The organism is Mucilaginibacter sp. KACC 22773 (genome assembly GCF_028736215.1).
Classification (GTDB): domain Bacteria; phylum Bacteroidota; class Bacteroidia; order Sphingobacteriales; family Sphingobacteriaceae; genus Mucilaginibacter.
Genome location: NZ_CP117883.1, coordinates 6,005,836 through 6,023,890 on the forward strand (window position 1 = coordinate 6,005,836; position 18,055 = coordinate 6,023,890).

Sequence of the window (18,055 nt, forward strand, 5' to 3'; positions counted from 1 at the left end):
ACCCCTTCTGGCGACAAGGGTCCAAAAAAAAACGCGAAGATGTCCCACCATCTTCACGCCAAATGTTTTGAGTTAGCCCTTTTCAATCTGCATCGCAGGTGAAATTTTATTTGGTCAATCTTGTTTTAACCCAAAACTCTACAAAAGTATGAAAATATCTCATTTTCACACAGGCACGTCAATTTTATGGCGGCCCAAGAAGTATTTATTAATAATGAAAATAACTACTTTCCTTATTTTAATAACATTAATGCAGGCCAGCGCTGAAATCAAAGCGCAAAACATCAACCTTTCGTATAATAACGTTCCGCTCAAAAAATTATTCAAAGAGATCAAGGCCCAAACCGGGTATAATTTTATTTATGCTGAAGGCGATCTGAGAGATACGAAACCGGTAACCATTCATGTAAATTCCGGTAAAATTGATGACGTACTGGATCAAATTTTCAAAGGGCAACCACTGACTTATATCATTAGCAGTAAAACCGTTGTTGTCAAAGTGCCTCCTCAAACGTCAGACAGGATAAGATCCGAAACATCTTCAATAAGCGGAACAGTAACTGACGAAAACGGAAAGCCAATGGCCGGGGTTACCGTAACGGTGCTGGGTTCCCGAACCCAAACCGCGACAGATAGTTCAGGGCGCTTTGCTTTGCGAAACCTGGATAAAGATGCTGAAGTGCAATTTAGTTTTATTGGGTATGGAACCCAGCGTTTTAAAATATCACAAATCAAGGGCAATGTACTTTCAGTTGTGTTAAAGCAAACGGCCAATGTTCTCAATGAGGTCGTTATGGTGGGCTATGGCTCCTCTAAAAGGAAAGATCTAACCGGTGCGGTATCCTCGGTAAAAATGGATAATATTAAAAACACACCGTTTGCAACCATTGATCAGGCGCTGTCCGGTCAGGCATCAGGCGTTCAGGTTGTACAGGGGGACGGATCACCGGGAGGTATGGCCAAAATCCGTATTCGCGGCGGTGCCTCACTGATCGGGGGAAACGATCCGCTTTATGTTATTGATGGCGTACAAATGACGATCACAAACAGGTATATTCAAGCCGGGGCGGATATCACAAACCCCGTTGAAAACCTAACGAACGACCCTTCAGGAAGTACATCGGTGGGTTCGTCATTTTCCCGTGGCCTCAATACCCTGGCGGGGTTAAACATTAATGATATTGAATCCATTGATATCCTTAAAGATGCCTCTGCGACGGCTATATTCGGTTCAAAAGCAGCCAACGGTGTAGTAATTATCACAACCAAAAAGGGTTTAAAGAATCAAAAGCCCACGCTGGAAGCGAATTATTTTCAAGCGTACAGTACTGCCAGGACCCAAAAAGTCCTGAATGCCAGTCAATATGCAGCATTGCTAAAAGAAGGGGCCACCAATTTAAATAAGGCGCTGGCTGATTTGGGCAGGAGTTCAAATCCAATTGCTGATTCTATTTTACAGTCCCCTACTTATTTTGGAACGGCAAATACCAACTGGATCGGTTTAGTTACCCGAACAGGTGTTACTCAAAACGCTGATGTCAGTGTTCGCGGTGGTGGAACCGGATCCCGCTACTATACATCGTTATCCTACAATCATCAGACAGGAAATTTACTGGGCACCGATTTTAGCCGAATCGCGGGCAAAGTAAATCTCGACAACGAAATTACGGATCGTTTACGTTTGATTACGAATTTGGATTATGGTTTCACGCAAAATAATATCACCAATGGGATATATACGTCTGCTTTATTGGCGCCTCCCATTTTAACACCGTTCAATGCCGATGGAACGCCAAAGATATTTGTTCCAACCAGTTTCGGAAGCAGTATCTATTCTGGTGTCCAGAATCCTTTTAACCTGCTTCAGGGCAAGAACTATTCCAATACAGATTTGCTGTTAGGTTCGCTATCATTAGAATATAGTATCACAAACACACTGAAGTTTAAAAGTACCGCTTCGGTTAATTACACCAATTACCACCAGCAAAATTACGTTCCCAGTACCGTTTATATTTCGGGAACGAATACGAGTTCCAATGGCGGCATCGCTACACAGGGACAGACGCAGCAGACCAATGTCTTTTACGAAAATACGTTAACCTGGGACAAACAATTTAACAACGACAACCGGATCACCTTATTGGGAGGAACCTCCTGGCAAAAGTCGAAAAGCAATTCATTTTCTGCATCCGGTGAAGGATTTCCTGATAATGATTTGCTTACAGGCTTATCTTCGGCTGCACTCCCCCTGCCCCCACAACAGGTCAATAATCAAAATTCCTTGCTAAGTTTTTACCTGCGTGCAAATTATGCTTACCAGGAGAAATATCTTTTAACTGTTACGGGAAGGTCGGACGCTTCTTCCAAATTCCCGGTGAATAACCGGGTGGGGTATTTTCCATCAGCTGGCCTGGCCTGGTTGCTGAACGAAGAGCGTTTTTTAAAAAATGTATCGTGGCTCAATCTGTTAAAACTTCGTATCAGTGCCGGGTATACCGGAACCCAGAATATAGGGGATAATCTCTTTTATACGCTCTATACCCCAGGCAGCTATGCTGGTGCCAATTCCCTGATCGCGTCACAGCTGGGCAATGACAAAATTAAGTGGGAGACCACGTTGCAAAAAGATGCGGGCCTTGATTTTGCGATGTTTGGGTCAAGGCTGCAGGGTTCAATCGGGTATTATGAGAAACGGTCGACAGATCTGCTGATGGCACTTCCTGTTGCTACAAGTTCCGGTTTTTCTTCTGTCCTTGAAAATTTCGCAACGATCAGAAACCGCGGGATCGAAATTGATCTGCGCGGCGACATTCTGAAAGGGAAGGATTTTCAGTGGAACGCCGCCCTCAATATATCAGCCAACCGGTCCAAGGTACTCCGGCTTAACCAGAGCGTTTCGGACCCGTTAGGAATTCCGCAGACAACCGATCCTGTTGGAAATTCGCTATTCCTCGGTAATTCTATCTTAACGGTCGGTCAACCGGTGGGATTGATCTACGGCGTTAAATATCTTGGCGTATTGAGGACCCAGGCGGAAGTAGACGAGTATAAAAAGATTGATCTTTTGTCTCAATACGGTTTACGGCCATACCTGGGGATAGGAGATGCCAAATATCAGTTGTTTACTGATGGAAATTATAAGGGATTCGAACAACGGATGGTAATCGGACATGCAGAGCCAAAGTTCTTCGGCGGCTTTACGAATACCTTTACTTATAAGCGTTTTAGCCTGATGACCCTGTTGACCTTCTCCTACGGGGGAGATTTGCTGTATCAGCCAAGAATAAATAATATCGGACTGGGCGATCAAACCAATCACGACCTGAGTATCTTAGATCATTACAGTGCCTCCAATACGACTTCGAATAACCCGAGAATGGTGCTTGGCGTATCCCAAATAGCACAATCAGACGCGGTTTCCACCTTGGATGTATTCAGCGCTTCCTACCTCAAACTAAAGTCGTTAACATTCAGTTACCAACTGCCTCAAAGCTTTACGGATAAACTGCATATTCATAACGCTTTTGTGTATGTGGCAGGTAACAATTTGCTGATCCTCACCAAGTATCCGGGTCCGGATCCGGAGGTTAGTAATAATCCGTACAGCCTGATCGGTGGATATACCGACGACGCATCATATCCGACAGTGCGTCAATACAGTTTTGGATTAAGGGTGGGCTTTTAAAAATTAAACTTATGTTCAATAGAAAACTTATTAAAGGAATTTTAGCGAGTGTCGCATCATTGATACTATGCTCGTGCAATAAGGAGCTTAGCGCTCCGCCAAGAAATGAGGTAGTTGACATCAACGCCGTAACCAGTCAAAGCAAAGCTCAAATCGTTTTAAATGGCGCCTATTTCCGCTTAGCTAACGCAAACAGCAGCAATTTTACCAATTGGTCTTTTCATGAAGTTACGGGAAGTGTTTTTACCGGTTACTTAGGCTATGGGTTTGGAGTTATGCAGGATGAATCCAATAGCAATCAAGCCAGCACTTTTAGCCAGGGGATCTGGGATGATTGTTATAAACTGGTTGAAGCAACCAACGGTACGATAAGCGGGATAACGGCTCTTGCTGATAATGCATTTACAGGGAACAGGAAGAACGAGATGCTTGGTGAAGCCCGTTTCCTAAGGGCTTACACCAACTACCGGCTGTTAAGTTACTTTGCCCAATGGTATGATATTTCGAGCAAATATGGTATCCTGATCAGGGACGCTCCTTCGACCTTGAGCAATATTGTTAAGGCCAGGAGTGATGTGAGGTCCAGTTATGACTTCATCATTACCGACTGTGATTTCGCCATTGCTAACGCACCGTCAAGCAACCCTAACTACTATGCAACTAAGTGGGCCGCTATGGCTTTAAAGATGCGCGTGTTAATGAGCCGGGGACAACAGGGCGATTACGCTCAGGTCATCACTTTAGCTGAAAATATAAAGCAATCGAACATTTATGCATTGGAAAATAACCTGAAGGATATATTTTACACGAAAGGTTTAGCCAGTTCAGAGGTGATATTGGGTATCAAACCCAATACCGGCCAGGAAACTTTTTACTATAATCTCAGCTATCAATATTACCCGGGGGGCAGTGGCCTTTGGGTTGCCAAACAGGCATTAAAGGATTTACTTCAAAATGATCCGCGGGGATCATGGATGGTTGGGCCGGCGAGTAGATACAATGCTTACAGCCCCAATACCTATTATTTCACCAAGTATATTGCTTATGCTACGGTGCCTACCCAGGTATCAGAAACAGCTTATGCCTTCCGTTTATCCGAAGTATACTTATTGGAGGCGGAAGCCACGATTAGGTCGGGCGGCAGCCTGAGCACGGCCAAAGCGCTGATCAAGACGGTCATGGCCAAAGCCGGTGTCACTGATTTTTCTGCGGTTGACAATGCGTCAACAGCGGATGCGCTGCTCTTGCAGAATTATGATGAAATTTCGAGAAATCTGGTAGGCGAAGACGGTGCTGACTGGATGGCGATGCTGCGATTTCCGCTGGCTACCGTAACCCAACTGAAGCCTACCATTACTTCAACTGCGCAATATATTCTTCCTATTCCATCTTCAGAATATCAATCGAACCCGACTATCGGGCCACAAAACCCAGGCTACTCTTATTAAACTATAACCATTAAAAATATGAAAAATATCTTCAGAAATTATCGTTTATTCATCGCCGCGGCCATATTCATGGCACCGGCCATCCTGCGGGCGCAAACCTTCACCTATACAGTAAAAGGAAAAGTAGGGGCATTACCTGCCACGGCAAAAGCGTATTTAATGCGCAGCATTGCGGGGAGTAATCAAACCGATTCAACCGCCATAAAAAATGGAAGTTTCAGCTTTAAAGGAAAGATAGATCAACCCGAAAGCGCCTATTTGATCATCAACAAAAAGGGTACCGGTATCAATATCCCTGAAATCAGCTATACCTCTTTATATCTTGAAAAGGGGTTGATCCATGTAACAAGCCCTGGACTGCTGGATAAGGCACGCATTGCCGGAGGCCTTTTAAACACGGATAATGCAAAACTGATACAAGCATTGACGCCATCCACCGCCAAAACCGCTGCACTGGAAAAGGAATACCAGGCAGCATCGGAGGAACAAAGAAAATCAAAAGAGTTCAGCGAGGCTATTGATAAAAAGAGCAGCGCCCTCCGACAGGAGCAAAAAGCGGTTTATCTTGAATTTATTAAAGGTAACCCTAATTCGTTAGTCAGCCTTTTTGCGTTAAAAATCTACGCCGGCGCCGTACCTGATGTTGCACAGGTGGAACCTGTATTTAACACCCTTTCGGTAAGTGTACGCTCCTCCAAAATGGGAACAGAGTATGGTGCAGAAATTGCCAGAATGAAAAGAACAGCGATTGGTGCCATTGCCCCCGATTTTACCCAAACGGATACTTCAGGGAGAGCAGTTTCCCTTCATGATTATAAGGGGAAATATGTATTGCTTGACTTTTGGGCAAGCTGGTGCGGCCCGTGCAGGGCAGAGAATCCCAATGTCGTAAAGAATTTTAATGCCTATAAAGATAAAGGGTTTACAGTGTTGGGGGTATCACTGGATCAGCCTAATGCCAAAGATAAATGGGTCAAAGCCGTCCATGACGATCACCTGGAATGGACACAGGTTTCCGATCTGAAAGGATGGAAGAATGAAGCGGCTCAACTGTATGCGGTAAAAGCCATTCCTCAAAATTTTTTAATTGGGCCCGATGGTACAATAATCGGCAAGGACCTGCATGGCGATGGTTTGAGCAAAAAGCTTGCTGAGATTTTTAATAAATAAACCGGAAGACTTTAGTTTTGCTCTGATCTCCGAAAAAAACCGGTAACCTGTTGAAATTGATTATTTTATAATACCAGAAATTAATAAACCAGTCGATGAAAAATAATGAAAATACAATTGCTCTTCCTTCACCCGGTATTTTTTACCGGGGTTGGAAGGGTTCGGTCATCATGCCGGACTCCTGTTTTTAGACAGGGGGCCGGCTTCGGCCGCGCCGGGTGATAAGCTACCCGGATGTGCTCCTTTACGAAAACGAAGCCATTTTTATACAAAAGCTGAAATTAGTATCCGCCTATGCAAGGGGTGGTACCAGCTTCGGTCTCATTATCAGATCTGAAATCTCCGTCAATTCCCGCCCCAGTCGAAAAAAACCGTCAATTAAATTATTAAATGATGATAACAGGGAAAAGAAACCGGTGATTTAAAGGAAAATGATATAATAACACTTCCGTGGTTTAGGTTTTCATTTTATAATTCAGGAGAAACAGCAAGCGGCAGTTACTCATCAAACTGGACAAGCAAGCTGTTTCTTTTTTTTCAACAGATAGAGGGTCTTATTGGATGATGGCGAAAAGATAATCCCATCATCCGATTTTATCGGGGTTTTAATTATTAAGTATAATTCCTCTAATTTTTGGGACACGTACGCTTCCTATAATTCTCCATCCTTCACCATACGAATCCCGGTTCAATCGCAGCATTGAATCAAAAAGACACGAATGCCTTTTTTGAACTTAATTCAGATTTTCAGGATTAAGCCGATCTTAGTGAAAATAGCAACAATTCTGTATCTTTATAGTTGGATTTTCCCCGATAATGGTTGATTATAAATCGTATAGTGACTTTGAACTGGCCGAATTGCTCCAATCAGGCGATCAATTGGCCTATACTGAAATTTATAACCGTTTTCATGGGGCATTATATATCCATGTATTTAATAAACTCCGCAATCGCGAGGAAGCAAGGGATATCGTGCATGAGTTATTTAGCAGTCTCTGGTATAATTGCCGGAATTTATCATTAAAGACAACCTTATCCGGTTATTTATATACTTCTGCCCGGTATAAGATATTTGATTTTATTTCGCATAAGGATGTTGAGTCTAAATACATTCAATCTATTGGTAAATTTATTGAACAAGATGACTGTATCACCGATCACTTGGTTAGAGAAAAGGAATTAAACGCGATGATCGAAAACGAAATTGCCGCGCTTCCTCCCAGGATGCGCGAGATATTTGAACTCAGCAGAAAGCAAAACTTTACGCATAAAGAAATTGCTGAATTACTTGGCCTATCTGAAAAAACGGTAAAAAAACAGGTGAATAATTCATTGAAGGTATTACGCTCCAAACTTGGAACAGCGATTTTCACCGCTTTTATATTGTAACATACTTCTAGTCATTTTCCTCACGGGTGTAAAAAATGATTGTTTTGGGTAACATGATTTATTCAGGTATTTAATTCCGGAATAAATCCAAATGGCCGGTTAGCACACAAACCAGTGTCAATCTTCGGGGGATGGGAGTTAAACCCATTATAATGGCCTGCAAAGTGCTGTGTATCGAACTCAGGGATAGTAATAACATTTCGGTAATTTTCTTCGGTGTAAAATTCTCCGAGTAGCGCAGGCGAAATATTTCCCTGCGTCGTTCGGGCCACAATTCCATTACGGTTTTAATGATGCCAGCTAACGCTTTACCAAAGAAAATGGGAGATTAGGGGGTCGCAACGGACATCCGTTCGAAAGGCTCACTACCAAAAAACAAATCCAGCGGCCGCCAGGTCATTAATAACTATAACTACGCTTTCTTCGGATGAACCAGTAACTGATCTGGGTTTCACCGTAGGCGAGCCTATTGGGCATCGCTCACGAAAAGCTTTCAATTGCTGTAAAAATGCTGTGCCTGCGCCGGGAGTTTCCCGATCTAAAAGCTCCGCTTCCTGTTCTTCGGCGTAGATCAGCTTATCCCAATCCTCATATTGGTGATAGAATAGCCGTATGTCGAAATGATGATATTCAATTTCCTCCCGGTTCATTGGCCGTGACAAGAACGGCATGGCGTAATACAGTCCCATCGGGCGGCGGTTGCGGTCGCACCAGACTTCGGCGTGCATATACACATAGATACGCGGCGGGTATTTGGTCTGTGGTTTATAATAAAAATCCACCCGACCCGATGTCTTACGTGGCAGGGCATTTACCTTATCATATTCGGCTTTTTCACGGGCATTCATCACATAGCCCTCTTTAATCTTCACCATCATTTTAGTTTTGAAATTGCCAGAGTTTCAGAAAAGCAAGCTGGCCGTAGGAGGGCATGCTTTTAGGAAAGTCTGGCTACCCAACACGCCATCCTGCCTGTTGCGGATGAAAGCAGCAAGTGGCAGGATGGCGCGATTTTTTATTCGTTTTTTAACCTGAGCAATTTCAGGCACACATCTTCCCAATAGGCTTGCAATCCCTCATCCAGTGTTTTGAACGAGGGGTGGTGATGCCTGTACTGGCGGTAATCGTCCGCCTGCAGGATGGCTAAATCCAAATTTTCGATGGTCATCACCTGACCGTTTTTATCCACGATATTCATAAAATCATGCTGCTTGTGATTGCTGTTCTCCGTTCAGATTTTTTATTACAGGAGAAGTGATTTTGATGGGCGTTGTCCTGAAATCCTTTAAGTTCATGAAAAAGCCGCAGTTGAAAAGTATTCCCTCCCTGAATAGCTGCCAAAGCAGGGATGAACCCATAGTGGCTAAGGCCGAATTGATGAACAAATCCTGTTTGGTCAGGGCTTCCGCTAAGGAACAGCTTGGCGTATCGTCGGTAGCATCTGCCGTTGCCAATAAATCCTTAAAGGTTTCGGTAACAAAAGGGAGATTTCCTACTGGTGCGTACTTTTTGGATTCCGGCTGCTTATGTTTGCCGATGGTCGAAAGAATTACCTGCCCCGTATCCTTGCTGTTACCTAAATCCATCCAGTATAAGGGTCGGTTTCGTTCGTAGGTATTGTAGCTGCTAAACTCTTGCAGCATGGCAGCAATTTCAAATCGGGAAACGGCATTGTCCACGCAGGAAATAAACAGATTGGCTTTGCCTTCGTTGGACTGGCTTTCCACATAGTCCGCATCATAGCGGCGGGTAACCGCTTTCCAATTCGTACCAAAAAAACGGTTGATCCGGTTAACAAGCACCACGCTTTTTGATAAGCCTAATTCCGCTTCGGCAAAAAGCTGCCTGCCGAGGTTGGCCTCGCTAACGGTATCGTCATCATAAGCATAAACCATGAAGCCAGGGTGGTTAAGCGCAAGCATGGCCTGCTGCATACGGGCGAGGTTGGTGAGCATCTGACTGCCCGTACCGCCACAGCCAATGATGTTCACAGTAATCGGGTTGGTCGGATTGATGAGGTAGTTGTCGGTAATGTGTATGGGTGTTAGCGTTTTCATTTTAGTAAATTTTTCAGGTGAAACTTATTCGGTATCAATACATCGGTTGGGAACGGCTCTTGCCCAGCGGTCAGGCTTTGCCAAAGCTGAACGATATTGCCCCTCACGGGCTGATGCCCGCTAAACAGGTGGCTGAAATAGCTGTTAAAAAAATAGTCCTGCCATCGTTCCATGAACTGTTCCAGTCCGCAGTCTTTGGGAATGCCTATACGTACATTTCCCATGCATACCCTGCCGTCAGGATAGACATTAAAAAACGGGGCATGGCATAAAGGGGTGTTTTCTGTAAAATCGGTATCAGTTACCGCAAAAACCTGCAAGCTGTTTTTTCCGGCCTTCCAAACCAATGCGGGAATTTGCGCCATTCCCGATGAGATGTCCAAGTTTTCGGTAAACAACAATTTGACCGATTGGGGCGGCGTGTGCCAAACCGCATAACCCGATGAACCGCTGTTGATGGTCAGGATATTTTTGGGCATCAGTCCCGCAGGGTTCAAAAATCCCTGCGCTTTCTTTTCGCTTGCCTGTAAAGCTTTCGCCAATTTGTTGCATTCAGCAATCGATAAGGGATGCCCGTTGATGGGGCAGCCTGCTGCGTCCATATCGTAACTTTCTATATAAAAATCGCTTTGGTGACCATCCCCTGTTTTCTGCATGATGAGCAGGGCTTTTACAGGCTCGTATAGATTACCAAATGTTCCGGTTAATTCTTTCATGGCTTATGGTATAAAAGGGTGCATAAATCATCTATCAGTTTCAATAGCCTTTCCTCGTAGGCGAGTTCATCGGTATAAAGACCTTTAGGCTTGTTAAAAAAGGTGACTATCTCAGGTTCCTGATAACGGGTTCGTTCGTTAAAATCGTCGTTGACCATGTTTTTCAGGTCGTCGCTGATACTGTCCCGTACATTGCCGATAAACGAGAAATATTCATGCATACCCACGTAATCATCATCGTAATCTTCGGGTTCATAGCCTTGCAGGCTGGCATGTTTATACAGGTTTTGGTTGGAAAAGGACTGCCACAGTTCCCAGGTTGTTTTGGCAACGGTCAGGCATTGCTTTTCAAATTCGGTAGCCGCCTTAAAGTTGGCTATCAGGCTGTCGAGGCTGTGGCGAAAACCGCTCGCCATCATTTTCTCCTGAATAAAATCCCCCTGTGATGCGGCATTATCATAATCGTATTTCTGCCTGCAATAGTCCTCTTCGTCATCCGCTTCAAAAGCCCGTTCATTGATCCATTCCTCCAAGCATTCGTAGTTGCGGTACATATAGGTATCATCGTCACGGTAATAATCTATACCAGCTTCTGCGTATAGGTAGGCGCAAACGGCGGTGAGCAATTCACCGCAATGGGCGTGTTCAGGATTTTGCCACAGGTCGTAAATGGGCATAACGGGGATATAGTACAGCCCGAAATCGTTATTGAATGTTTCCGTTACGGTCAGGAATGTTTGGCTATCCTCCTCCTGCACAATTTGCAAAGCCCGATACCTTCCTTTTGCTTTCAGTTTGCGGTTGGCTTCCCGTTCTGCCATGAGGATATTGTAGGGATATGGCAGGGAGCGGTAATCCGTAAGCTGTAACCCGTAATGCTTTTCGAGGTAGGAAAGAGATTTGAAAAAATCCCTTTCCAGTCCTGAAGCTTTGGGTAAATCGGGTGCAGGCTTGTACAGGGGCATAAAGCTGTGCCTTAAAAAACCATTGGCAGCAGGTGCTGCGGTGCTGATTTCGGGCGGTTGAGCCTTGCTTCCTGCGCATCGGGCAGCCTGTCGAGGTCTTTGGCGAAGTGTGCGATTTGCTGATGTAGTTTCCATAGCTGTTGGTTGCGTTCTTTGATTAATCCTTTGTCATTTGCTGTTCTCATGGTTTTACCCTTTCACCCCTATGGTGGACACAAATTCATATTCCCTGCAATCATCTACAAATTCCGGCCCTGTGATTTTGGCGGTGGTGAGGATAGCGTACAGGTTGCTGTAATAGTTGCAGACCGCTTCGGGGCTGAAATCCTCGTTGGGGTCGGTCAGGCGTATCTTTTGCCCGTTCTCGGTGTGGACAAAAACTCTTGGTAGTAATTTCGTTGCTAACATGGCTTTGGGGTTTTATTCTGCGTTAAAATTTAAGAGTGCTTTCTCGTACAGGTTCGCCTGTTGTTCTAAATACTGGCGTTTCTTTTTCAGTTCGTTTTCCTTGTTGGGGTGTTCCTCCACGCTTGGCAGGACGGTCAGGGCTTCGGAAAATTTGAGTTTTTTTATCAGTTCGGTCACATTTTCCATTGCTGTATCATAGGCTTTTTTCTTGTCCTCCTTGCTGATTTTCGGTTCGGGCAATTCCGCATCTTCCGTCTTTTTCGGGGTAGCGGTCGCCTGTGCCTTTTCCTTGTTCTTTTTATCCTGCTCCATTTTAGAAGCTGCTTTAGCCTGTTCCACGCTTTTGAGGTGGGCTTCCAGATTGGTTTGCAGTTCAGCCGTCTTGGTTACAGGCTCGGTTATCTTGGTAAAAAATGCCTCGTCCAAATCCTGCGCTGTGCCTGTGAGCGTGTACGGGATAATCAGCTTTACGGCTTTATCCCCGCAGGTAGCGTTAAAAAGTTCCGATACGGTCATATTGCCGTCTGCATCGGTTTGGATGACTAACTTCCACGTGCCGGGAAGATTAAGGCTTGCTATGTTTTGAAAAAAGTTCGTTGTCATGATTTTAATTTTTTGGTGTCCGTTTGTTTAATGCTACTAAGTGGTTTGCCGACCTGCCGTCTGCGGTAAACAGGTATTCATTCATTAAAATGCTTTCCTTAATGGCGGTATCACTGGTTAGGAAGTCGTATTGATTTTCGAGGGATTTGTACAGGTAACGGTTCAGGATTTCAGCAACCGAGCGTAACCATTCTTCCAATTTGTCCAGTTCTTCAAAGATGTTGTCGTGTGTTTTGCCATCCCTTATAACTTCCGAGATACCTAAATCGGTTACTACGCCAAATTGCCGTGACCTGCCTATAATTTGGGGTTCGCCTGGCAATAAGCCGTTTGCGACCAATGACATTACCCTGCGGTCAACCTGCGGGATTATGAATACAAATTCCTGCATCGGGGCGTAATCTTTCCAAGATTGGTTAGCAACCGCCGTAAGCAGTTTGGGTATATCTACCATAGCGGAGAAACCGCTGCCATCGCCCTGCGAATAGAAACCCCTAAATTTGATACTGTCTTTGCTAACCGCTATCCCTATGTAGGAACAGAGTTCAACAAAGTCCTCAAATTCATCGTCCCACCAATCAAAGTTGACGTTCAAATCCCGGTAGGTGGTCAGGGCTTTCCCTTTAGCTTCCTTGTCCAGTTCGTTAAAGCTGTATAGTTTGAGTTTTATCGTTTTCATGGTCAAATGATTTGATTTCCAGTTAATAGTGTCGGAAAAATGCAGTTGCCGGGAATTACTATAATTCCTGTGTCCCGTATGGTAAAGAAGTCGCTTCTTTTGTTGGCGTAATTGCGGTAAAGTTCCCTGTAATCACCATCCTGAAATGGTGTGACTGCTTCATAGTCCCGGTAATTAATCAGGTTAACCAACTCGTTAAAATCATATTTCTTTTTTTGACGGACGGGTATTAAGTCACCGAGTGAAAAGTCTATATCGGGCTTACCGTTTTTGCCTTTTAATGTGTAAGTTTTCATAACCCTTGCCCTTTCTTCCGCTCTAAAAGGATTTCGAGTATGGGCTCGTTATCCTCATAACTGTTGTTTTCAAAAGTGTAGGTGTCCGTTTCTTCGTCATAATCGTACAGGTCAAAATCGGACGCCTCTAAGAAAATGTCGTGCAGTTCCCCCGCTTCATAGGTTGCCTGACCGTAAATCAGGTTGCCCGTTTCTGTATAGTCCAGTATAAAACCAACTCCGTAATAGTCTGCTACCTGTCCGAGGGCGTTGAAGTTTGGTGTCCATCTTGTATCGTAAAACAGCAGGTCGCCGTCCCATTCGATATTAAAGAACCAATCCTTATCGGGTGTGATGAACTCAGGCATTTGTCCTTTTTCTTCCTGTTTTTCTTTGATTGCCATGTGGGTGAACAGCATAGCTATTTTATCTATTTGGCTTTGTTCACCTGTGAACACCGCCATATTTCTGCACATATTTGCCATTGTTTGATTTTAAGGATTAAAAAAAAGTTCTACCGCTGTTTTGAATTTCGGGTCGGTGTGCTTGTCCTGTTCGGTATAATTCGTCAGGCAGTGATGTAGGAATAATGCACCATAACCGTCAAAAAGCTGGTCGGAAAAGAGCGCACTGCTTTTCTCCAGTTGCTTGCCATACTTTTTGATTTTGCGGTCGGCATCTTCAGATAGCTGAAACCAAAAATCTATCCCGAACAATTGGTTTTTCCATACTTTGCGCACCTCGTCGGGATGGTCTTTCATAAAGGCTGACATTTCCTGTGCATAGGTCAAAAAGCCGGGAATTTCGGGTAGGAATAAAGCGTGTAATAGTTTCGCCTTTTCTACATTATTGAATGTGTGTAATGTTTTCATCTTGCTGATGCTTTAATTCGTTTGGGGTATATAGGTGAGTATTTTGCCTGCGATATTATCATGGTGTGCTATGCTCGTATAGCCGTGCCGTGCGATGTCGTCTATGTGGCTTTGTAAAATTGCCTGTTCGTTTTCCTTGCCACGTCCGGTAAATCGGTCGGGTTTGCGGTATCTATAGGCGAACTCGTACACATCTTTGCAATCTGTTACCGCTGAACCGATTACCCATTTGGGGATGTTGCTATTGGTTTCCATCTGCTATTGTTTTAAAATGAGGGGGATTGCTCCCCCTTTGGATTATTGGTTGAGGGTTAATGCTGCTGCTCCGCTTTTGGCATAGCCGAGGCACAGATCAAATGCCGCTTGTGTGCGCAGTTGTCCAGTACCGCCTATGATGGATTTTACTTTTGCTTCATCGTCCTTGTATTCCTTGACATTTTGGAAGTAGCCAGTAATTGCGTTGAACGCCCCGAACAAAGTCCCTTTGGTGGTTTCGGTCTGTTGGGTCGGGCTTGCCATTGCGTACATAAAGGCATTATCGCAGATGTTTTTGAACACGGTAGAAAGTTCTTCTCCTGTTTTCAGGCTCTTTAAAACTTCCTTGCTTGGTGCCATCGCCTGTTGGATGAGTTTCATTACATCCTTATCGGTGATACGTACTTTTGTCCATTGGTTAAATATGCCGTTCAGTTCATCAGCCATTTTATTGGATATGCCCATTACCTTGTGCGCTTCCTTTAGCCTGTCCTCTGCGTTGGCGGTGTGGCGTATCTTGATGGTATTGGAGCTGTTACGGAGTGCTGCGCCTAAAGTATTCTGGCAGACAATTCTGACAGGGGTAAATGCTGCGGTGATACTGCCCGAGCCATCATGTGAAGTGGTCAGGAAAAGGTATTTTTCGATGTAATCATCGCTACCGACTTTGATATAGCCGGGAAGTTTGGCGGTAATAAAAATGCGCTCCCCGTTGCCTAAAGCCCCTGCGGTTTCGTACTGCATGCCGTCCCCGCCGACAATGGCGTCAAAAAAGCTGAACGCGTCCCGGTTCTGTACGATGCTGTAATCCCTGCCCACTACGCCCAATATGGCATTGTTATCGGTGCGCATGGTGGCGTAGTAGTTGGGTACGACAATGTCCGTCCCTGCAATGAGTTCGCCTTCGTTGCCTACGGTCATTGCCCTGCTTTGGGTAAACAGCGGTGATTTGATTACTTCATAATCAAGCCCTGCAAACTGCAATGCTTCTTTACTGGTGGGATAGTCCTGTACGATTTGCCCTAATCCGTGCCATGCCTTTTGCTTTACGCTGAAAAAACTGTGTTGTCCTGTTTGCTCGTTGAAATTGATGTTATGTGCCATGATGGTAATTTTTTAAGTCTTTTGAAAATTGTTAATGATTGGGTTTGCTTAGAAGGGCAGGTCGTCGTCGTCTTTTCCTGCGCCTGTTGTTACTGCCTTTTCCTCTGCGGTGTTGCTGGGGTCGTTGGCTTTTGTGACTAATGAAAACAGCTTGATGGTGTCGCAGGTGCAGATCAGCCTTGCCCGTAACCCGTCCTTTTGGGTTTGGTAGGCCTGCGCCTCCATCCAGCCCGAAATTTCCACTACGGCACCTTTGGTGAGGTACTCGGCAATGCCGGAGTTGCGCCAGTAAGCGCAGTCAACGAATGCGGTTTTTTCCTTTTTTTCGCCCGCTTTATTTTTCCATTTTTGGTTAATGGCTACGGTAAAATTGATGACCTGTTTGTCCCCTTTGACCGCTGTTACTTCGGCGTTTGCGGTCAGTCTTCCTGTGAATAGCATACGATTTACTTTTTTAGTGAATAAATTTTTGTTTGTTGTTTTCCTTTCGTCGCCCTTGCCTGATGGATTATTTTTAAAAGAAAAAGGGAAAAAAGAAAGCAAATCGTAAAGCCCGGCACCGGGCAAAAGGAAACGAAATAATTGGAGGGGACCCTCTGGGGAGGCAGCCGTTTATGTCGTAGTCTTTTGCAAACCCAACGACAGATCCGGGCTTGATTTTAGCTGCGCTTTTTACCCGTTTCGTTTAAAATAATAATGGATTAAATAAAAAAATGCCATTGGAGCCGAAGGCGATATGACCTTGATCATTAGGAAAACAGGTAATTAAACGCCATGTGAAAGGATCTCCAAAAAATAAGACAGGCACCCCGCCTGTAAACCGGTAAGGATAACCAGGAAATCAATTAATCACCGGCCAACCCGCAATTGATGCAATCATGCCTTAGTTCATCCAGCGCATCTTCTTCGGAGAACATTTCAAGGAAGTCGTGCCAGTTCAATATATCCTCCCCACCAGCAAATGCCTGTTGGTTATGGATAATGTCCCTTGGCGCCTGTTCCTGTAGTCGCGCGATCTCGTCTGCGGGTAATAAATTCTCAGCCCGGATATATTCCGTCATCATGGCAGGCTTGCTTTTCGTTCTCTTGCGCCACAGGCCTGCACAGCCTGCACCCACTTTTTTCAGCGTGGGCTCATTCCTTAACAGTTTTTCACGTTTCTTTCTGTCAGAATTACTAAGCCGGTACTCCCATGCAAGGTGTTTAGCCTGGTAATCCGCTAACAATTCATCGGCTGTCATGCAGCCCTCCAGGCGGGGTTTTGCCCGGGCTTCCATAATCACGATATAACGGAGGTAGTCTTTCCGGTGCTGTTTCAGTTCCTCAGGCTGTGTGGCGGGGCAGAACTTGCAGGCAGATTTGGGCGGAACCGGTAAACCCGCCGCTATGATTGTCCGTTTACAAGCCTCCCTATCCATGTTCCATTCGATCAATGGATACCAGTATTCATACTTGTCATCTTCCAATCCCCGTGCGTGCGCATATCTTTTTTTGTCTTTTGGACTGGCATCATAGCCGATCATCTTTTTAACCTTGCCGCCGCTGCGCCAATGATCCACCGCCATCGGCCAACTGTCCGTCCATTTGTTTTGCGGCACTATCTTCCATTTCAGGGAGCAGCTTTTGAAGCCAAAGGCCAGTGATGGCAGCGTGCCGTTAGTCAGGCAGTTTTCACCCAATGTCGCGTAAGGGGGCCAGTTCTTAAAGTTTACCGGCTGGTACCTGACCACCGTTACCTGCGGAAACCCGGCTGATAATAGCCAGGCATTGATAATTGGCAGGTAATTATAAGTTTCCTGCTTTTCATCGCCGGTGTCGGCAAACAGGATCGCGTCCGGCCTGTTGCCTCTTTTGTACATTTCTATCAATGCCGCTGTGCTGTCAACACCCAAACCATAGGCTACAATAAGGGGTTGCCTGACCAATTCCTCGATGGTCTTAAATAAGTTTGTCTGTAATGCTTTCATGCTCCCATATTTTTAATAGTGAAAATTTCAAATGAGGAGGCTATAGCCGGTTATGCTTGAGCAAGGCCAAAAAGCAACGCAATAAATGAAGGGCAGGTGAGCGCAGGGCTGTGTTTATGGCGGAATTTTTTGGCCGCTCCGAAGTGCATGACCGAACTTTGCGGCACATGCAGAATTTTTATTATTTTTTGAAGGGGGATTTGCAGGCAGGAAAATGCATCAGGGATTGGAAGCGTATCCTTCGATAGAAGATATAGCGGAAAGCCCGGTCCGAAGGGGATGCCATGATTTCATCGACCGGTGCGCTTTTCAATGGGCGGCCGAAATGGCCAGCTCGAATGGTGCAGTGTTTTGTGCTGGTGCGGATCTTGTATATTTGCTTATGGAAAAATTATTTGCCTCGAAGGGTATTCGCGTTCAGTCTATAAAGGATTTTTATGAATCTGAAGTATAGATGGCCTA

The 18,055-nt window shown here is 44.9% G+C and carries 20 protein-coding genes; 4 read left to right on the plus strand and 16 right to left on the minus strand.

Annotation, left to right across the window (positions count from 1 at the left end; translation table 11 throughout):
* Positions 1 to 214 precede the first annotated feature (214 nt).
* The 4 genes from PQ469_RS24915 (at position 215) to PQ469_RS24930 (ending at position 7,692) form a co-directional block, all read left to right on the plus strand.
* A complete protein-coding gene (locus PQ469_RS24915; protein ID WP_274210088.1) occupies positions 215 to 3,685 on the plus strand; it encodes a TonB-dependent receptor in 3,471 nt (1,156 codons plus the stop codon).
* An 11-nt stretch (positions 3,686 to 3,696) separates the two neighbouring features.
* Positions 3,697 to 5,133: a RagB/SusD family nutrient uptake outer membrane protein gene (locus tag PQ469_RS24920; protein WP_274210089.1), complete on the plus strand. Its 1,437-nt coding sequence runs from the start codon at positions 3,697 to 3,699 to the stop codon at positions 5,131 to 5,133.
* 18 nt (positions 5,134 to 5,151) lie between these two features.
* Complete coding sequence (locus PQ469_RS24925) at positions 5,152 to 6,303, plus strand: TlpA disulfide reductase family protein (RefSeq protein WP_274210090.1); 1,152 nt, start codon at positions 5,152 to 5,154, stop codon at positions 6,301 to 6,303.
* Positions 6,304 to 7,119: 816 nt separating this feature from the next.
* Positions 7,120 to 7,692: an RNA polymerase sigma factor gene (locus PQ469_RS24930; protein ID WP_274210091.1), complete on the plus strand. Its 573-nt coding sequence runs from the start codon at positions 7,120 to 7,122 to the stop codon at positions 7,690 to 7,692.
* 365 nt (positions 7,693 to 8,057) lie between these two features.
* Here the strand turns inward: PQ469_RS24930 and PQ469_RS24935 are convergent, their stop codons facing one another.
* From PQ469_RS24935 to PQ469_RS25010, 16 genes are all read right to left on the minus strand, one after another.
* Positions 8,058 to 8,570, minus strand: a complete 513-nt coding sequence (locus PQ469_RS24935; protein ID WP_274210092.1) for a hypothetical protein — start codon at positions 8,568 to 8,570, stop codon at positions 8,058 to 8,060.
* Between the two features lie 137 nt (positions 8,571 to 8,707).
* Complete coding sequence (locus tag PQ469_RS24940; protein ID WP_274210093.1) at positions 8,708 to 8,890, minus strand: hypothetical protein; 183 nt, start codon at positions 8,888 to 8,890, stop codon at positions 8,708 to 8,710.
* 4 nt (positions 8,891 to 8,894) lie between these two features.
* Positions 8,895 to 9,749, minus strand: coding sequence for a PRTRC system ThiF family protein (locus PQ469_RS24945; RefSeq protein ID WP_274210094.1), 855 nt, complete (start codon positions 9,747 to 9,749; stop codon positions 8,895 to 8,897).
* A complete protein-coding gene (locus PQ469_RS24950; RefSeq protein WP_274210095.1) occupies positions 9,746 to 10,465 on the minus strand; it encodes a PRTRC system protein B in 720 nt (239 codons plus the stop codon). The genes PQ469_RS24945 and PQ469_RS24950 overlap by 4 nt, the downstream gene beginning before the upstream one ends.
* A complete protein-coding gene (locus tag PQ469_RS24955; RefSeq protein ID WP_274210096.1) occupies positions 10,462 to 11,430 on the minus strand; it encodes a hypothetical protein in 969 nt (322 codons plus the stop codon). The genes PQ469_RS24950 and PQ469_RS24955 overlap by 4 nt, the downstream gene beginning before the upstream one ends.
* A gap of 11 nt (positions 11,431 to 11,441) precedes the next feature.
* Entirely contained in the window at positions 11,442 to 11,615 is a 174-nt protein-coding gene (locus PQ469_RS24960; RefSeq protein WP_274210097.1) for a hypothetical protein, read from the minus strand.
* A 4-nt stretch (positions 11,616 to 11,619) separates the two neighbouring features.
* Positions 11,620 to 11,838 (minus strand): PRTRC system protein C, encoded by a 219-nt coding sequence (locus PQ469_RS24965; RefSeq protein ID WP_274210098.1) that lies wholly within the window; start codon positions 11,836 to 11,838, stop codon positions 11,620 to 11,622.
* 12 nt (positions 11,839 to 11,850) lie between these two features.
* Entirely contained in the window at positions 11,851 to 12,441 is a 591-nt protein-coding gene (locus PQ469_RS24970) for a PRTRC system protein E (RefSeq protein ID WP_274210099.1), read from the minus strand.
* Positions 12,442 to 12,445: 4 nt separating this feature from the next.
* Positions 12,446 to 13,120, minus strand: a complete 675-nt coding sequence (locus PQ469_RS24975) for a DUF8835 domain-containing pootine (RefSeq protein WP_274210100.1) — start codon at positions 13,118 to 13,120, stop codon at positions 12,446 to 12,448.
* Positions 13,121 to 13,122: 2 nt separating this feature from the next.
* Positions 13,123 to 13,416, minus strand: coding sequence for a hypothetical protein (locus PQ469_RS24980; protein WP_274210101.1), 294 nt, complete (start codon positions 13,414 to 13,416; stop codon positions 13,123 to 13,125).
* Entirely contained in the window at positions 13,413 to 13,880 is a 468-nt protein-coding gene (locus tag PQ469_RS24985; RefSeq protein ID WP_274210102.1) for a DUF1281 family ferredoxin-like fold protein, read from the minus strand. The genes PQ469_RS24980 and PQ469_RS24985 overlap by 4 nt, the downstream gene beginning before the upstream one ends.
* A 9-nt stretch (positions 13,881 to 13,889) precedes the next feature.
* Positions 13,890 to 14,267, minus strand: coding sequence for a hypothetical protein (locus tag PQ469_RS24990; RefSeq protein ID WP_274210103.1), 378 nt, complete (start codon positions 14,265 to 14,267; stop codon positions 13,890 to 13,892).
* Between the two features lie 12 nt (positions 14,268 to 14,279).
* Positions 14,280 to 14,522, minus strand: coding sequence for an SAM domain-containing protein (locus PQ469_RS24995; RefSeq protein WP_274210104.1), 243 nt, complete (start codon positions 14,520 to 14,522; stop codon positions 14,280 to 14,282).
* A 42-nt stretch (positions 14,523 to 14,564) separates the two neighbouring features.
* Entirely contained in the window at positions 14,565 to 15,626 is a 1,062-nt protein-coding gene (locus PQ469_RS25000) for a DUF932 domain-containing protein (RefSeq protein ID WP_274210105.1), read from the minus strand.
* Between the two features lie 48 nt (positions 15,627 to 15,674).
* Entirely contained in the window at positions 15,675 to 16,067 is a 393-nt protein-coding gene (locus PQ469_RS25005; RefSeq protein WP_274210106.1) for a single-stranded DNA-binding protein, read from the minus strand.
* A 404-nt stretch (positions 16,068 to 16,471) separates the two neighbouring features.
* Positions 16,472 to 17,593 (minus strand): adenine nucleotide alpha hydrolase family protein, encoded by a 1,122-nt coding sequence (locus tag PQ469_RS25010; protein ID WP_274210107.1) that lies wholly within the window; start codon positions 17,591 to 17,593, stop codon positions 16,472 to 16,474.
* Positions 17,594 to 18,055 lie beyond the last annotated feature (462 nt).